At 66.9% G+C, this 15,813-nt stretch carries 16 protein-coding genes; 11 read left to right on the top strand and 5 right to left on the bottom strand.

Features of this window, described 5'->3' with window-relative positions:
• The first annotated feature begins 550 nt into the window (after positions 1-550).
• From AC1REK_RS14635 to AC1REK_RS14625, 3 genes are all read left to right on the top strand, one after another.
• A complete protein-coding gene (locus tag AC1REK_RS14635) occupies positions 551-1,696 on the top strand; it encodes a type III PLP-dependent enzyme (RefSeq protein ID WP_066477314.1) in 1,146 nt (381 codons plus the stop codon).
• A gap of 228 nt (positions 1,697-1,924) precedes the next feature.
• Entirely contained in the window at positions 1,925-2,461 is a 537-nt protein-coding gene (locus AC1REK_RS14630) for a GNAT family N-acetyltransferase (protein ID WP_492269483.1), read from the top strand.
• Positions 2,462-2,717: 256 nt separating this feature from the next.
• Positions 2,718-4,154 carry a homospermidine synthase gene (locus tag AC1REK_RS14625; protein ID WP_492269484.1) on the top strand — a complete coding sequence of 479 codons (1,437 nt, stop codon included), beginning with the start codon at positions 2,718-2,720 and terminating at the stop codon, positions 4,152-4,154.
• Between the two features lie 67 nt (positions 4,155-4,221).
• Here the strand turns inward: AC1REK_RS14625 and AC1REK_RS14620 are convergent, their stop codons facing one another.
• Positions 4,222-4,524 (bottom strand): hypothetical protein, encoded by a 303-nt coding sequence (locus tag AC1REK_RS14620; RefSeq protein WP_492269485.1) that lies wholly within the window; start codon positions 4,522-4,524, stop codon positions 4,222-4,224.
• Between the two features lie 122 nt (positions 4,525-4,646).
• Positions 4,647-5,603 (bottom strand): hypothetical protein, encoded by a 957-nt coding sequence (locus AC1REK_RS14615; RefSeq protein WP_492269486.1) that lies wholly within the window; start codon positions 5,601-5,603, stop codon positions 4,647-4,649.
• A gap of 595 nt (positions 5,604-6,198) precedes the next feature.
• Here AC1REK_RS14615 and AC1REK_RS14610 point away from each other — a divergent pair.
• The gene (locus AC1REK_RS14610) at positions 6,199-7,233 is read left to right on the top strand and encodes an aspartate-semialdehyde dehydrogenase (protein ID WP_316020810.1); all 1,035 of its coding nucleotides are present in this window, start codon (positions 6,199-6,201) and stop codon (positions 7,231-7,233) included.
• A 64-nt stretch (positions 7,234-7,297) separates the two neighbouring features.
• On the opposite strand, the gene AC1REK_RS14605 is transcribed toward AC1REK_RS14610, so the two are convergent.
• Complete coding sequence (locus AC1REK_RS14605; RefSeq protein WP_492269487.1) at positions 7,298-7,627, bottom strand: four-helix bundle copper-binding protein; 330 nt, start codon at positions 7,625-7,627, stop codon at positions 7,298-7,300.
• A 207-nt stretch (positions 7,628-7,834) separates the two neighbouring features.
• On the opposite strand from AC1REK_RS14605, the gene AC1REK_RS14600 reads away from it, so the two are divergent.
• The gene (locus tag AC1REK_RS14600) at positions 7,835-8,770 is read left to right on the top strand and encodes a DMT family transporter (RefSeq protein ID WP_492269488.1); all 936 of its coding nucleotides are present in this window, start codon (positions 7,835-7,837) and stop codon (positions 8,768-8,770) included.
• Positions 8,771-8,779: 9 nt separating this feature from the next.
• Here the strand turns inward: AC1REK_RS14600 and AC1REK_RS14595 are convergent, their stop codons facing one another.
• Positions 8,780-9,448: a TetR/AcrR family transcriptional regulator gene (locus tag AC1REK_RS14595; RefSeq protein WP_492269489.1), complete on the bottom strand. Its 669-nt coding sequence runs from the start codon at positions 9,446-9,448 to the stop codon at positions 8,780-8,782.
• A gap of 142 nt (positions 9,449-9,590) precedes the next feature.
• Here AC1REK_RS14595 and AC1REK_RS14590 point away from each other — a divergent pair, with 142 nt between their 5' ends.
• From AC1REK_RS14590 to AC1REK_RS14565, 6 genes are all read left to right on the top strand, one after another.
• Complete coding sequence (locus AC1REK_RS14590) at positions 9,591-10,796, top strand: HlyD family secretion protein (RefSeq protein ID WP_492269490.1); 1,206 nt, start codon at positions 9,591-9,593, stop codon at positions 10,794-10,796.
• A gap of 155 nt (positions 10,797-10,951) precedes the next feature.
• Positions 10,952-12,538, top strand: coding sequence for a DHA2 family efflux MFS transporter permease subunit (locus tag AC1REK_RS14585; RefSeq protein ID WP_390893523.1), 1,587 nt, complete (start codon positions 10,952-10,954; stop codon positions 12,536-12,538).
• A gap of 169 nt (positions 12,539-12,707) precedes the next feature.
• The gene (gene irrA, locus AC1REK_RS14580; RefSeq protein ID WP_492269491.1) at positions 12,708-13,241 is read left to right on the top strand and encodes an iron response transcriptional regulator IrrA; all 534 of its coding nucleotides are present in this window, start codon (positions 12,708-12,710) and stop codon (positions 13,239-13,241) included.
• Positions 13,238-13,525, top strand: a complete 288-nt coding sequence (locus AC1REK_RS14575) for a (2Fe-2S)-binding protein (protein ID WP_492269492.1) — start codon at positions 13,238-13,240, stop codon at positions 13,523-13,525. Before irrA ends, AC1REK_RS14575 begins: the two co-directional genes overlap by 4 nt.
• A gap of 110 nt (positions 13,526-13,635) precedes the next feature.
• Complete coding sequence (bfr, locus tag AC1REK_RS14570) at positions 13,636-14,124, top strand: bacterioferritin (protein ID WP_492269493.1); 489 nt, start codon at positions 13,636-13,638, stop codon at positions 14,122-14,124.
• A gap of 181 nt (positions 14,125-14,305) precedes the next feature.
• Positions 14,306-14,839, top strand: coding sequence for an MOSC domain-containing protein (locus AC1REK_RS14565; RefSeq protein ID WP_492269494.1), 534 nt, complete (start codon positions 14,306-14,308; stop codon positions 14,837-14,839).
• A 56-nt stretch (positions 14,840-14,895) separates the two neighbouring features.
• Here AC1REK_RS14565 and AC1REK_RS14560 read toward each other — a convergent pair whose 3' ends face one another.
• Positions 14,896-15,576 (bottom strand): cold-shock protein, encoded by a 681-nt coding sequence (locus tag AC1REK_RS14560; protein WP_066477287.1) that lies wholly within the window; start codon positions 15,574-15,576, stop codon positions 14,896-14,898.
• Between the last annotated feature and the right edge of the window lie 237 nt (positions 15,577-15,813).

Below are 15,813 nucleotides of genomic sequence, written 5' to 3'. Positions count from 1 at the left end.
GCTCTGGCGGCCACTCTTTGGAATCTTGCGCCGCGTTCGCCAAAAAAACCGCGTCCGGACGTAAGAAAAAACTTGAAGCCGGGGCCACCCATCCGTATATGGGCCTTACCCAATTCGCACGTGCCTGTGGCCGCGTGCCGGTCGGTGGGCATCCGGACAAGAGGCCGGACAGCCGCCAGGGATGGGAAACGGATGGAGGGGGATGGATATCCCCTCAAATCACGCTCCCGGTCTTCGCAAGGGGACCGCTCCCGAACAGCGACTGGCAGCCGGAGGCGAAACCGGCGAACCCCGAATCTCCACGGGGGACGCAGCTTAAAGCAACGACGGAGCGGGCTTTTTTGGTCTCGTTGACCCTCCAAAGGTCAACACCGAAGAGGCTTGTCCTTCATTGCCGGCCGTGCGGGGATAAATCTCCCAATCGACGGTGTTTTCGGGTCCGGACGTTTCGTCCGCTGTCCTTGGCGTCTCCATCGCGCCTCGGATCGCGAACGTTTCAACCGGCTACACGTCGTATCGGCGCCGCTTGCGCCGAAGAGGAGTCGCGCCGATGACCGAGCGCATCCGTGCATTTCTGCGTGACCGCCGTGAGGATGGTCCCTGCGTCGTGATCGACCTCGAGGTCGTGCGCGAGAACTATGTCGCCTTCTCCCGGGCGCTGCCGGACACCCGCGTCTTCTACGCGGTCAAGGCGAACCCGGCGCCGGAAGTGCTGCGCCTGCTGGCCAAGCTCGGCTCCTGCTTCGATTGCGCCTCGGTCGTCGAGATCGAGCTCGCGCTGTCGGCCGGCGCCACGGCGGACCGCATCTCCTTCGGCAACACCATCAAGAAGGAGCGCGACGTCGCCCGCGCGATGGAGCTCGGCGTGCGCCTGTTCGCCGTCGACTGCATCGCCGAGACCGACAAGATCGTCCGTGCGGCCAAGCTGACCGGTACGCAGGATGCGAGCATCTTCTGCCGTATCCTCTGCGACGGTGCCGGCGCCGACTGGCCGCTCTCGCGCAAGTTCGGCTGCGTGCCCGAAATGGCCGCGGACGTGCTCGAGCATGGCCATCGCAACGGTCTGCGCGCCTATGGCATCTCGTTCCATGTCGGCTCGCAGCAGGCGAACGTGCACGCTTGGGATTCGGCCCTGGCCTCGGCCTCGGCGGTGTTCAAGGAGTGCGCCACCCGCGGCATGTCCCTGTCGATGGTCAATCTCGGCGGCGGCTTCCCGGCGCGCTATCTGCGACCGATTCCGGGCGTTCCGGCCTATGGCGATGCGATCTTCCAGGCGCTGTCGAAGCATTTCGGCAACCGCCTGCCGGAGACCATCATCGAGCCGGGCCGCGGCATGGTCGGCGAAGCCGGCCTGATCGAGGCCGAGGTCGTCCTGATCTCGAAGAAGAGCGAGGACGACCAGGTTCGCTGGGTCTATCTCGACATCGGCAAGTTCAACGGACTGGCCGAGACGATGGACGAGGCGATCCGCTACCCGATCCGCACGGAGCGTGACGGCGACGCCACGGTGCCTTGCGTGCTGGCCGGCCCGACCTGCGATTCGGTCGACGTGCTCTACGAGAAGACGCCTTACATGCTGCCCTTCTCGCTCGAGATCGGCGACAAGGTGCTGATCGAAGGCACGGGCGCCTATACGACGACCTATTCGGCCGTCGCCTTCAACGGCTTCCCGCCGCTGAAGCAGTACGTCATCTGACGTTCGACGGGGGCACTGACCGCCCCTTGTGAATCGGGTCCGGCGAAGCGCCCTGCCAGGATCGGCAGGCCGCCCGGGAAACCGGGCGGAGCGTTCGTGCCTCCAGAATGGAGGGCGCGGGCGTGGCTCCCGCCGGACCCAGTTTCCCCATTCCCTGACATAGAGGCCGCGTTCGCGCGGCGCCGGGAAGGTCCGCGGAGGCGCGGGTGCTCCGGCCGGAGGTGCGCCATGATCACGATTCGCGAGGAAATCGCCGCGGATGTCCCGGCCCGCGAGCTCCTGCTCGACCGCTGCTTCGGCGAGCGCCGCACCGCCAAGTCGAGCGAGCGCCTGCGCGAAGGCCGTCTGCCGGCCGAGGGCCTCGCCCTCACCGCCGAGCGCGATGGCGCCGTCATCGCGACGGTCCGCCTCTGGCATGTCGAGGCCAATGGCCGGCCCGCGCTGCTGCTCGGCCCGCTCGCGGTCGCGCCCGAACTGCATGGCGAAGGCCTCGGCGGCACGATGATGCGTGAGGCGATCGCCCGCGCTGCCGATCGCGGCCACGGCGCGATCCTACTCGTCGGCGACGCGCCCTATTACCAGCGCTTCGGCTTTTCGGCGGCGCCTATGGCCGAGCTTGCCATGCCCGGCCCGGTCGAGCGCGAGCGCTTCCTCGGCCTCGAACTGCGCGACGGCGCCCTCGCCGGCGTCAGCGGCGTGCTCAAGCCCACCGGTGCGCTCGTCGCGACCGGGGAAATGGACGGTCTCCGACGTCGCGCCGCCTGAAACCGGGGAACAGCAATCCTCGTCGACGGGCAGGCCATAGGCCTGCCCGTTTTCGTTTGCGCCGGCGCTCCCGGACGTTTCCGGGCCAGCTTCATCCGGCCGTCATCTCGATGGGCGAGCGTCCCGGCGCAAGCGTCCGGAAATCGCGGCCAAACGCCTGCAAAGGCGAGGTTTTTGCCTCTCAGCATTGACGTGGGGGTCCCAACCCCATACGAGCCACGCTTCAGTTGAAAATCTAACCCAGGAGTTGAAAAGAATGATGGATTGGCCCGTACACGGCGAGATCACCGGCCCGATCGTGATGATCGGTTTCGGTTCGATCGGCCGCGGGACACTGCCGCTGATCGAGCGGCACCTTAAATTCGACAAGAGCCGGTTCGTGGTCATCGCGCCCGACGACGACAACCGGGCGCTTCTGGACGAACGCGGCATCCGCTTCATCCACGAAGCCGTGACGATCGACAACTACAAGTCCATGCTCGGGCCCCTGCTGACTGCGGGCGGCGGGCAAGGCTTTTGCGTCAACCTGTCCTGCGACACGGGTTCGCGCGACCTGATGGAATTCTGCTCCAGCCTCGGAGCCCTCTATATCGACACGGTCAACGAGCCCTGGCTCGGCTTCTATTTCGACCAGAGCAAGGGCCCGGCCGAGCGCTCGAACTACGCGCTGCGCGAGATGACGCTCGCTGCCAAGCGCGCCCGCGCGCCCGGCTCGACGACCGCTGTCTCCTGCTGCGGCGCCAATCCCGGCATGGCCTCATGGCTCGCCAAGAAGGCCCTGCTCAACCTCGCCGCCGATCTGCGCCTGAACGTGCCGGAGCCGAAGACCCGCGAGGAGTGGGCCGCGCTGATGCAGCATGCCGGCGTCAAGGGCATCCACATCGCCGAGCGCGACACGCAGCGCTCCCGCAACCCAAAGCCGCCGGGCGTCTTCGTCAACACCTGGTCGGTGGAAGGCTTCATCTCGGAAGCCGTGCAGCCCTCCGAACTGGGTTGGGGCACCCATGAACGCTGGATGCCGGACAACGCCTTCACCCATGAGACGGGATCGCAGGCCGCGATCTATCTGATGCAGGCCGGCGCCGAGACCAAGGTCAGGAGCTGGTGCCCGACGCCCGGCCCGCAATACGGCTTCCTCGTCACGCATAACGAGTCGATCTCGATCTCGGACTACTTCACCGTGCGCGACGACAGCGGCAAGGCGATCTACCGGCCGACCTGCCACTATGCCTATCACCCGGCCAACGACGCCGTGCTCTCGCTGCATGAGATGTTCGGAAATGCCGGCCGTCCGCAGACCGAGCACCACATCCTCGAGGAGAACGAGGTCGTCGACGGCATCGACGAGCTCGGCGTGCTGCTCTACGGCCACGCCAAGGGCGCCTACTGGTTCGGCTCGCAGCTCTCGACCGAGGAGGCGCGTACCTTGGCCCCCTACCAGACTGCGACCGGTCTGCAGGTGACCTCGGCCGTGCTCGCCGGCATGGTCTGGGCGCTCGAGAACCCGAAGGCGGGAATCGTCGAGGTCGAGGAGATGGACGTCAATCGCTGCCTCGAGATCCAGCGGCCCTATCTCGGCCCGGTCGCCGGCTACTACACCGACTGGACCCCGCTCGACGGCCGCCCGGGCCTGTTCCCGGAGGACATCGACCCGTCCGACCCCTGGCAGTTCCGCAACATCCTGGTGCGCTGACCAGCGACGCAAGCAAAAAGGCCCGCCTTCCGGCGGGCCTTTCTCATTCGGATGCCTGCAACCGGCGTCAGAAGCCGGGGGTCGAGAAGGTGTTGGCGAAGGGATTGCGGCCGCCGCCGATCCGGGGCGGCAAGGTGGCCTCGCCATAGAGCTCGCCAGCAGCCGAATAGACCGGGCTGGCGATGATGTTCTGGGTCGCGTAGCGGTTCATGCTGCCGACCGCGACGACGTTGCCGGCATCGAAATAGCTGCGCTTCTGCACGGTGATGCGCAGCGGCCGCCGCTCCTGCGCCTCGGCCAGCGAGACGACGAAGGTCGTGGCGGCGAGCGAGATGGCGAGGCCGGCGGCTAGACGCGAGAACGAACGCATGGGAGGTCTCCTGAGGCGGCTGCCCCGCCGGGGCTGATGTCCAATCGGTGACGCAACGGTACAACGCCAGAGTTAATGTTTTTGTTGCGCCTTGCTAGGGGTGGACCGGGGTCACGACGCCGTTACCGCGCATTTCCCTGCTTGCCGGACGTCGTCTTCAGGGCCGGGGCCTTGCCGTCGGCATCGAGCCCGGCGCCCTTGCGCCCAGCCGCCGCCTGACGCGGCACCGAACAGCCCGGTCTGCGGTGCGGCTCGGCCTTCGCGAAGAGCGCCCGCAGCTCAGGATCATCACCGGCGCTGAGCAGCTCGATCCGATCGAGCATGCAGGCGAGCTGGGCCCGATCGGCCGGCTTGCCCTCGCCACCGCACCACCAGCCCGAAAAGGAGAGATGCGCCGATCCGACGAGATGTCGGAAGCCGATGCAGGCGCGTCCGGCACTGCCATCGTTCAAGCTGATATCGGCGGTCTCGACCATGCCGAACTTGGTCTCGACCGGGATCGTCGCGCCGCTGCGCCCGACCGAGAGCCCGCGTGCCGCGCTGTCGCGCACCAGGGCGATCACGAAGGGCTGCGACAGCCCGGCCGGCGCGGCCTGCGCCCCGCCCTCGCGGTTGGCCTGCAGCTTGAGCGCAAGGAACGGCTTGTCCTCGCCGAACTCGCCGAAGCTCAGTATGTCCTCGCGCCGCGTCCCGTCCTGGCTGCGCCGCGCCTCGTAGCCGGCGCGCTTGCCGAGCTCGGGCGTCTCCAGTCCGAAGAGCGCGACAGGCCGCGCGATGCTGATCCAGCCATCTTCGCCGAAGGCGGCCGGAACCGCCTGGATGCGCACGTCGCGGATCGCAGGCGCGGCCGGCGCCTCGACCGGTATGATCGTCGCCAGAGTCGGTAGATCGACCTCGCTCGGGCCGGAGGAGAGCCCTGCGACCAGGGTCGCCGTCAGTCCGATGCCGGTGGCCGCCGCGGCACCGCGCCAGACCAGGCCGCGCGTCAGCCCGAAGCTTCCCGAGCGCAGCAGGCGCCCCAAGGCGCGCATGAAGGCCGAGAAGCCCGCTTCCAACCTGTCGGCGAGATCGATCAGCATGGTAACGGGATCGATGCGCCTTGACGGCGCCGTCCTCGCCTCGCCGGCCGGCGCCGGCCTGCCCAGGCGCGACGTGGCGGCCCGCAGCCATTCACGAATGGCGGTTATGAAGTCCCCTGACACGGCACGAACCCGACCAATTGCGGTCCCAGGCGGCGGCATGGCCACCCGCTTCCGCTCCTCACCCGCGGAAAGCTTCGACGAGCTGCGTCAGCGGCTCGTTACCGGCGGGGCGCGATCGCGAAACAGGGTCAACGCCGGGTAAGGAGGCAGGGTTAACGCCGCCCCGGCGGCCCTTCGCCGGCCGACGATTTGACTTTTTCCCGGCGGCGGTGTTTGGGAGGACCTGCTGGAAGCTGCTATCCTTCCGGCTTCGCGATGATGCTCAGCTTTGGGTTGGCTCTGTGACCTTCCGTCCGACGACGAAATTCACGACCAAAACGGCGACCGGGAAAACCCGGACGCTGCGCTGACGCTTCGCCTCGATTCCGGGTTCTCCCCCCCGGCCGGGGTCAACGGCCGGAACCGCGATCGAGATCGGCGGTGAAGGCTTCCCGGGGAGGCTGAACCGGTTTTCGCCAGAAGGAATTCCAGCATGAGCTTCAAGGTCGCGGTAGTCGGCGCCACGGGCAATGTGGGCCATGAGATGCTCGACATCCTGGCCGAGCGTGCCTTCCCCGTCAGCGAGGTGGTGGCGCTCGCCTCGCAGCGCTCGGTCGGCACCGAGGTTTCCTTCGGCGACAAGACGCTGAAGGTGAAGGCCCTCGATCACTACGATTTCTCCGACACCGACATCTGCCTGATGTCCGCGGGCGGGGCCGTCTCGAAGGAATGGTCGCCCAAGATCGGCGCGCAGGGCGCCGTCGTCATCGACAACTCCTCGACCTGGCGCATGCATCCCGACGTGCCGCTGATCGTGCCCGAGGTGAACGCGGCCGCCGCCGCCGGCTTCGCCAAGATGAACATCATCGCCAACCCGAACTGCTCGACCGCGCAGCTCGTCGTGGCGTTGAAGCCGCTGCACGAGCGCTTCGGCATCAAGCGCGTCGTCGTCTCGACCTATCAGTCGGTTTCCGGCGCCGGCAAGGAGGCGATGGACGAGCTCTTCAACCAGACCCGCTCCGTCTTCTCGGCCGGCGAGGTCGCCTCCAAGAAGTTCCCCAAGCGCATCGCCTTCAACCTCATCCCGCAGATCGACGTCTTTATGGAGGACGGCTTCACCAAGGAAGAGTGGAAGATGATGGCGGAGACCAAGAAGATCCTTGATCCGAAGATCAAGCTGACCGCGACCTGCGTGCGCGTGCCGGTCTTCATCGCCCATTCCGAGAGCGTCAACATCGAGTGCGAGAAGCCGGTCACCGCCGAGGAAGCGCGCGAGATCCTGCGCACCGCCCCGGGCATCCTCGTCATCGACAAGCACGAGCCCGGTGGCTACATCACCCCGCATGAGGCGGCCGGCGAGGACGCGACCTATATCTCGCGCATTCGCGAGGACAACACGGTCGAGAACGGCCTCGCCTTCTGGTGCGTCTCCGACAATCTGCGCAAGGGTGCGGCCCTGAACGCGGTCCAGATCGCCGAGGTTCTGGTCAACCGCAAGCTGATCCAGCCGCGCAAGCAGGCGGCCTGAGGCGAACTCCCATCGATAGCGCGTCGCGGCGAACCCCGCCGCGACGCGGAAATCCTTCGTCAGCTCAGCCGGCCATCTTCCGGCAGCTTTCGGCGCAGGCCCGGCAGGCCCTGACGCAGTCCTCCATCTGGCCGACCCGCTCGCAGTCGCGGGCGCAATCCTCGCAGATCTCGGCGCATTCGGCGCAGAGATGGTGATGATGCGGGGTGCCGAGCAGCATCAGATGCGCGGCGCTGCGGCAGACCTCCGAGCAGGCGAGCATCAGCTGGATATGTGCCGGCTTCGCATGCTCGCCGCCGAGCTCGAGGCAATGCGAGGACGCCATGTCGAGGCAAATCCGGTAGCAGCGCAGGCAGTCGTCGATGCAGGCCTGCATGGCGGGACTCGTATGCATGAGCAATCTCCTTACTGGGAAAGGGTCAACCCCTGCCCGAGCAAGTCCTCGAACTGGCCGAAGTTCCCCGCTGCAACATGATGTAACAATCGCGCGGGTGGGCGAGCCGCCGTCGCCCGCGCGCATGCCCGCCTTTCCGTCTTAGCGCGGGCGCTGCCCGGCGAACCTGCTAGGCTTGCCGCACCGTCCTTCCCCGCAGCGGACCGCGTGCGACAGTCCACGAGCCCTGACCCGCAGCCCGCACAGAGCGGGCAGCAGCCCGCTCCGCGGCGCGAGAACTCGCTGCGCGGCATCGGGCTCGTGCTGCTCGGCGGCGCCTTCCTCTCCAGCGCCGACGCCGTCTCCAAGCTGATGGCCGAGACTGTGCCGGCGCTCCAGATCACCTGGCTGCGCTATGCCGCCTTTGCCCTCATCATGCTCGCTATCACCCTGCCGGGCGGCATCGCTATGCTGAAGCCCCGGCGTCCGAAGCTCCAGCTGGCGCGCGGCATCGCCGTCACAGTCTCCTCGGTCCTCTTCGTCTCCTCGCTGAGATACCTGCCCATCGCCGACGCCACCGCGACGAGCTTCATCTCGCCTCTCTTCGTCACCGCACTTTCGATCCCGCTGCTCGGCGAAAGGATCGGCTGGCGGCGCTGGACGGCGACGATCGTCGGGCTGATCGGCGTGCTGATCGTGGTGCGGCCCGGCGGTGCCGGCTTCCAGCTCGCGGCCTTGCTGCCGATGCTCTCTGCCTCGTCCTGGGCTTTCGCGCTGATCTTCACCAGGATGATGAGCGCGACCGAGAACCCGGTCACAACCCTGACCTGGTCCGCCATCATCGGATTCGTGCTGCTGAGCCTGCTGCAGCCTTTCGGCTGGCAGCCGCTGACCGCGCAGGCGATCTGGCTCGGCGTCTTCGTCGGCGTCGCCTCGACGATCGGCCACTGGTTCGTGATCCTCGCCTTCAGGCATGCCGATGCCTCGCTGCTGGCGCCCTTCGCCTATCTGCAGCTGCTCTGGGCCTCGATCTTCGGCTACTTCATGTTTGCCGCTCTGCCGGACCGCTTCACCTGGCTGGGAGCGGTCATCATCAGCGCCTCCGGCCTCTATATCGCCCATCGCGAACGCCTTCGCGCCCGCGGCCCCCTCGCCCGGGATTGACCGTCGGACCTAGCCCGGCATCTTCACCCCGTACTGCGCCAGGAACATCGTCACGGCCGAGGCGACCACCCGCGCGATCTCCTCGTCCTCCGGCGGCATCGGCACCGCGTTGAAGAGGCGGGGGCGCGTCAGCGTCGACTGGCAGAGATCGATGAACTGGGCCGCGGCCAGCGCCGGATCCTCGATCGCAAGCTCACCGAGTTCGACGCGCCGCTGCAGGAAGGCGGCGAGGCGTCGTGTGCCTTGCATCGGGCCGCGCTCGTAGAATTCGCGACCCAGTTCCGGCATGCGCTCGGCGACGCCGAGCACGATGCGCTGGGCGCTCAATGCGAATCCGCCGGTGATCAGCCTGACCAGCCTCTCGCCGAAACGGGCGAGGGCCTGGGCGAGATCGGGGATATCGGCAAGCGCCTCGTAGATTCCCTGCTTCTGCTTTTCGCGCTCGCGTTCGATCAACGCGATGAACAGATGCTCCTTGTCCTCGAAATAGACGTAGAGCGTGCCCTTGGAGACATTCGCCGCCGCGGCGATGTCGGCCATGCTCGACGCGTCGAAGCCGCGGGCCGTGAAGACCGCGTGCGCACCCTCCAGAATCTGGTGGCGCTTGTCGGGGTCCGCGCCGGCGACGCGCCGGTTGCGGGCTCGGGGTCTGGCTGGCTGCTCGGCTATTGCAGTCATCTCGTTCCATCCGCGGTGCATCTCGCACCTGCAAAATAATCGAACCATCTAGTTCGATTTGCCCTTGATATGCCTCTTTCCTGGCGTTATCTCAAGCCCTCATCGAACTGACTGGTTCGAATTGAAATCGTCAGGGCAACACATGACGGCCGAAACCCTCACCGAGAAGCATTCCGAGGTCCGCCGCGACCGGCTGAAGCTGGTCGATGCGCGGCTCGAGACGGCGCAGCCGCCTGCCGAAGCGCGCAAGCCGGAGGAATCAGCGCCGGGCAGCGAGCAGAGTGCAACCGGCTCGTCGCCTGCCGGCCGCAAGCCGGTCAAGCGCATGGCGCTGATCCTCGTGGCCGGGACCATACTCGCCGCCGGCGGCTGGTTCGGCCTCGACTGGTGGCGCAATGGCCGCTTCATCGTCTCGACCGACGACGCCTATGTCGGCGCGGACATGGCGACGATCTCGGCCAAGCTCGCCGCCAATGTCGCGACCGTCTCCGTGACCCGGAACCAGGAGGTCAAGGCCGGTGATCCGCTGGTCGGCCTCGACGATGGCGACCAGCGCATCGCGCTCGAAAGCGCGCAGGCGAAGAGCGCGACCGCCGCCGCGACGCTCGCCCGCATCGACGCCCAGACTGATGCCGCCCGCGCCAGCCTCTTGCAGGCCCAGGCGCAGGCGACCTCGGCCGAGGCAGCCGTCACCCGCAGCCTCGCGGATTTCGAGCGGGCCAACAGCCTCGCCGCCAAGTCCTATGGCTCGCAGGCGACGCTCGACGCCGCCACCGCGGCGCGCGACCAGGCCGCCGCCGCGCTCGCCAGCGCCCAGGCCGGCGTCGCCCAGGCCAAGGCCAATATCGAAGTGCTGCAGGCGCAGCGCATCGAGGCCGCACGCCAGGCCGACGAGCTCAAGGTCGCCGAGGAAAAGGCGGCGCGCGACCTCTCCTTCACCAAGATCGCCGCGCCGATCGACGGGCTCGTCGCCAACACCAATGTCCAGCTCGGCGACCTCGTCAGCGCCGGCAAGCGGCTGATGTCGATCGTTCCGCTCGACCAGGTCTATGTCGACGCCAATTTCAAGGAGACGCAGGTCGGCCCGCTGAAGATCGGCGACAAGGCGACGATCACCGTCGACGCCCTGCCCGGCCAGGTCTTCCAGGGCACGGTCAGCGGCATCGCCGGCGGTACCGGCTCGGTCTTCTCGCTGCTGCCGGCCGACAATGCGACCGGCAACTTCACCAAGATCGTCCAGCGCGTTCCGGTGCGGATCGCGCTGGCGCCCGAGGCGGTCGCCCGTCACACGCTGCGGCCGGGCATGTCGGTGGTCGTCAGCATCGATCCGCGACCGCAGAAGCACTGACCCGGACAGCACACCAGCCCTCATCCTGAGGAGCCGTCCCGCAGGGGGCGGCGTCTCGAAGGGTGATCCAGCGCCCCCTGGAGCCATCCTGCGAGACGAGGCCTGACGGCCGCTCCTCAGGATGAGGGCTGCGAAGAACCGAAGCCAGGGAGGCCATGATGGCCACCGCGACCCTTGCAGGCCCGGCCGGCGCTCCGCCGGCCTCCGACGCCATTCCGGCGAGGCGGATCTTCGCCTTCCTCGCCATGGTCTTCGGCATGTTCATGGCGATCCTGGACATCCAGATCGTCTCGGCCTCGCTCGCCGAGATCCAGGCCGGGCTGTCGGCCTCGGCCGACGAGATCGCCTGGGTCCAGACCGCCTATCTGATCGCGGAAGTGATCATGATCCCCCTGTCCGGCTATCTCAGCCGGGCGCTCTCGACCCGCGTCTTCTTCACCATCGCCGCCGCCGGCTTCACCGTCGCGAGCGTGCTCTGCGCGATGTCGTCCTCGATCAACGAGATGATCCTCTGGCGCGCCGTGCAGGGCTTCATCGGTGGCGGCATGATCCCCGGCGTCTTCGCCGCCGCCTTCACGATCTTCCCGGCCTCCAAGCGCCCGATCGTCTCGCCGCTGATCGGCCTGATCGCGACGCTCGCCCCGACCATCGGCCCGACCATTGGCGGCTATCTCAGCCATGCCTTCTCCTGGCACTGGCTCTTCCTGATCAATGTCGTGCCCGGCATCGGCGTCTCGATCGCCGCCTGGACGCTGATCGACTTCGACAAGCCCGACCATAGCCTGCTCAAGCGCTTCGACTGGCTCGGCCTCGCCAGCATGGCCGCCTTCCTCGGCAGCCTCGAATATGTGCTGGAAGAAGGCACGCGCCTCGACTGGTTCCAGAGCCATGAGATCGTGTTCTTCACGGGGCTGATGCTCGTCGGCTGCGTGCTGTTCTTCTGGCGGGCGCTGACCCGCGAGGACCCGCTGGTCGACCTCTACGCCTTCAGGAACCGCAACTTCGCGTTCGGCTCGCTGTTCTCCTTCACCATGGGCATCGGCCTTTATGGGCTGACCTATCTCTACCCGGTCTATCTCGGGCGCATCCGCGGTTATGACGCGCTGATGATCGGCGAGACCATGTTCGTCACCGGTCTCGCCATGTTCCTGACCGCGCCCATCGCCGGGCGCCTTTCGGCCAAGCTCGACCCGCGCATCATGATGATGATCGGCTTCGGCGGCTTCGCGCTCGGGACTTATCTCGCCTCCTTCGTCACCGCCGACTGGGACTTTCACGAACTCTTGATCCCGCAGATCCTGCGCGGCTGCTCGCTGATGCTGTGCATGGTGCCGATCAACAATCTCGCGCTCGGCACGCTGCCGCCGCAGCAGCTCAAGAACGCGTCGGGCCTCTACAACCTGACCCGCAATCTCGGCGGCGCCGTCGGCCTCGCCTTGATCAACACCTTCCTCAACAGCCGTACCGACCTGCACATCGTCCGGCTGCACGAGGCCGTTGCTGCCGGCCGGCAGGTGGCGGAGGAGAATCTCGCCATGCTGACCCAGCGCTTCGCCGATTATGGCGACGCGGCCGAGTCGATGGCGCTCGCGCTGATGAACCAGCGCGCCCACAAGCAGGCGCTGGTCATGGCCTTCGGGGACATCTTCCTCGCCCTGACCTTCGTCTTCGCCACGCTCGTGGCGCTTGCCCTGTTCATGCGCAAGCCTGCCCAGGCCGCGCCCGCAGATGCCGGTCATTGATCTCGCCAGCGGTTCGGTCTGCGCCGTGGACAACCCCCTGATGCGACTTGCCGCAGGCCCTCCGGAATTGACACGCGACCCGTACAAGGGCAAAAATGACAATGATATCAGTAGTTTAGATGAATTCTAAACTACGTGAAGTTGAGCTTACGAGTTTGGAAGGCGTTTCATGAGCATTCTGTCTCTGAGGGATGGCGCGACGGCGCGCAGTCAGGCGGACCAGATTCCGTGGCCCCAGAAGGCCCCGGCTGCCTGCCCGATCAGTGCCGTAAAAGCCCGCCTGCGCAGCGTCGGCCTGCGGCCGACCCGCCAGCGCATGGCTCTGGGCTGGCTGCTCTTCGCCAAGGGCGACCGCCATGTCAGCGCCGAGATGCTCTACGAGGAAGCGCTGCGCGCCCGCGAGCCGCTTTCGCTGGCGACCGTCTACAACACGCTTCGGCAATTCTCCGAGGCCGGCCTGCTGCGCCAGGTTTCGGTCTCCGGTCCGAAGACCTTCTTCGACACCAACGTCTCCGAGCATCACCACTTCTATCACGAGGATGACGAGACGGTGGTCGACATCCCCGGTTCGGAAATCCAGGTGACAGGTCTGCCGGTCGCGCCCGAAGGCATGGTCGTGTCCTCGGTCGAGGTCATCGTCCGCCTGCGCCGCGCCGATGGACAGGAGAGCGTCGCCAAGATCGCCGGAGGCGGCCGGGCGTGATCGTCTGCTCCTGCAACGTTTTATCCTGCCGGCAGATCAAAGGTACCATCGCCCCCGATGGCTCAGGGCCGAAAACCGCGGGCGAGGCCTATGACTGCCTTGGCTGCAGCCCTGATTGCGGGCGCTGCGCCCGCGAGGTGCGCAGCCTGCTGGCGGAGGCGCGCGCCGCCTGCGCCAGCCAGTGCAGCAGCTGCGCCAGCCGCGAGATCGACTGCGCGGTGCATGTCTCGGTTGGGCTGATGCTCGCCGAGATCGAGACCGTCGACGAGCGCGAGGCCGCCTGAGCCTCGCTGCCGCGGCCGGGTGTCGCCCGCCTGAATTCTGCGCTTCCCTTTTGAGAAGGCTGGACCTACATTAGGATCATTCTAATGTGGGCATTGCGAGGGAAGCTGCCATGAAGGGCGACAAGAAGGTCATCGAGTACCTCAACAAGGGCCTGCGCTCCGAGCTCACGGCCATCAACCAGTATTGGCTGCACTACCGGATCCTGGACAACTGGGGTCTGAAGGACATGGCCAAGACCTGGAAGAAGGAGTCGATCGAGGAGATGGTCCATGCCGACCGCTTCGTCGACCGCATCCTCTTCCTCGAAGGCTTCCCCAACATGCAGACGCTCGATCCGCTGCGGATCGGCGAGAACGTCAAGGAAGTGATCGAGTGCGACCTCAAGGCCGAGATCGAGGCCCGCGCGCTCTATCAGGAGGCCGCCAAGTACTGCCGCGAGGTCGGCGACTACCCATCCGAGGACCTGTTCAAGGCGCTGATGAAGGATGAGGAAGGCCATATCGACTTCCTCGAGACCCAGCTCGAGCTGATCGGCCGCATCGGCCTCGAACTCTACACCCAGAAGCATGTCGGCGGCCTCGAAGGCGACGATCACTGAGCTTCGCCAAAAGAGGCAGTAGCGTCATCAGGCCGGCCCGAGCGATCGGGCCGGCCTTTTCCTTTCGCGGGGGCGCGGATCGGCTGCTCAGCCTTGCAGCATAGCCTGTCCCCGCTCGCACTTGCCGTCCGCTCGTGGCAGAGAGGCGCCGTCAGCGCTGGAGGGATTCGCCATAAGCCCCATGATCGTCGCAGTCAGCCGGGATGAGCAGCATCGCTTCAGCAAGCCCACGCTCCCCGTGATCCGCCTGCTCACAGGCCTCGGCGTCGAAGGCGATGCCCATTGCGGCGAGACGGTGAAGCACCGCTCCCGCGTCGCCGCCGACCCCAGCCAGCCGAACCTGCGCCAGGTCCATCTGCTTCACACCGAGCTCTTCGACGAGCTCGCCGGAGCAGGCATTATCCTCAGCCCCGGCGAGATGGGCGAGAACGTCACGACGCGCGGTATCGCCTTGCTTGGCCTGCCCGTCGGCGCCCGGCTGCGGCTCGGCCAGGATGCCCTGATCGAGATCACCGGCCTGCGCAATCCCTGCGCCCAGATCGAGAGCCTCCGGCCCGGCCTGCTCAAGGCCGTGCTCGGCCGCGATGCGCAGGGAAATCTCGTCCGCAAGGCCGGCATCATGGGCATCGTGCTGGCAGGTGGCGAGGTCAGGCCGGGCGATCCGATCTCGGTGACGCTGCCGGCCCTGCCCCACCGCCCCCTTGAACGTGTTTGAGGCGGCGCGCCTCTCGGCACGCCGCCTCAAAAACCTAGCCTGAAGCGCAGAAGCGCTCAGATGTAGCTGACGTTCGCAGCTTCCGGGCCCTTCTTGCCGGCGCGGATCGAGAAGCGCACGCGCTGCCCGTCCATCGGCGGCTGCAGGCCGCTGCGGCTCAGCGAGCTGACATGCAGGAACACGTCCGCACCGCCCTGGTCGGGCGCGATGAAGCCGAAGCCGCGATCCGCGTTGAAGAACTTCACGGCGCCGTCATAGGGGCCTTCCATCGGCGCGCTCGCGCCGCGGTCATAGCCACCGGCGCCGCCGCGGTCGTAACCACCGCCGCCGCCACCGTAGCCACCGCGGTCGTAGCCGCCACCGCCGCCACGATCGTAACCGCCGCCGCCATAACCGCCGCCGAAATCATCGCGCGGCGGGCGCGGCGAGAACGGGCGGGCGCCGCCACCGCCGCGCGGAGCGGCCGGCGTCGCGGTCGAGGCGTCGATCTCATGGACCGCGACGACCTGCAGGCCGCGCCGCCCCTCGCCGAGATCGGCGATGATGGTGGCACCGGGCTGAAGGTCCTGGGCGTCGAGCGGCCCGATGGACGAGACGTGGACGAAGACATCGCCGGAGCCGTCCGACGGAGAAGCAAAGCCGAAGCCCTTCTCCGGGTCGAACCACTTGATCTTGGCTTCGATGTTTTCGTGCGTGACGAAGGGAGCGGGGGCGGCGGGCTTGCGTCGATCGAACATGAAACTTCAGGAGGCTTGTGACCGGGAGGCGGCAATCTAGCGCAACCGATACGTTTCGTCATCGGCCCGCGCAGCAAAAATTATCGAGCCCGCCGACCATACCGCCGGCACCTCGTTGCCTGCTTCCTCTCCCCTTCCGCGGGGACAGAAAGCGAACCTCAATCGCGGATCGCTCCCCAATCTCGGGAGCAGGACGTCGCTTCGACGAGCAAACGCCCTTTCACCCGGGCTAGCAAG

This window comes from Allobosea sp. GW823-FHT02B03 (assembly GCF_058797755.1).
This window is presented reverse-complemented; position numbering and strand designations above follow the sequence as displayed.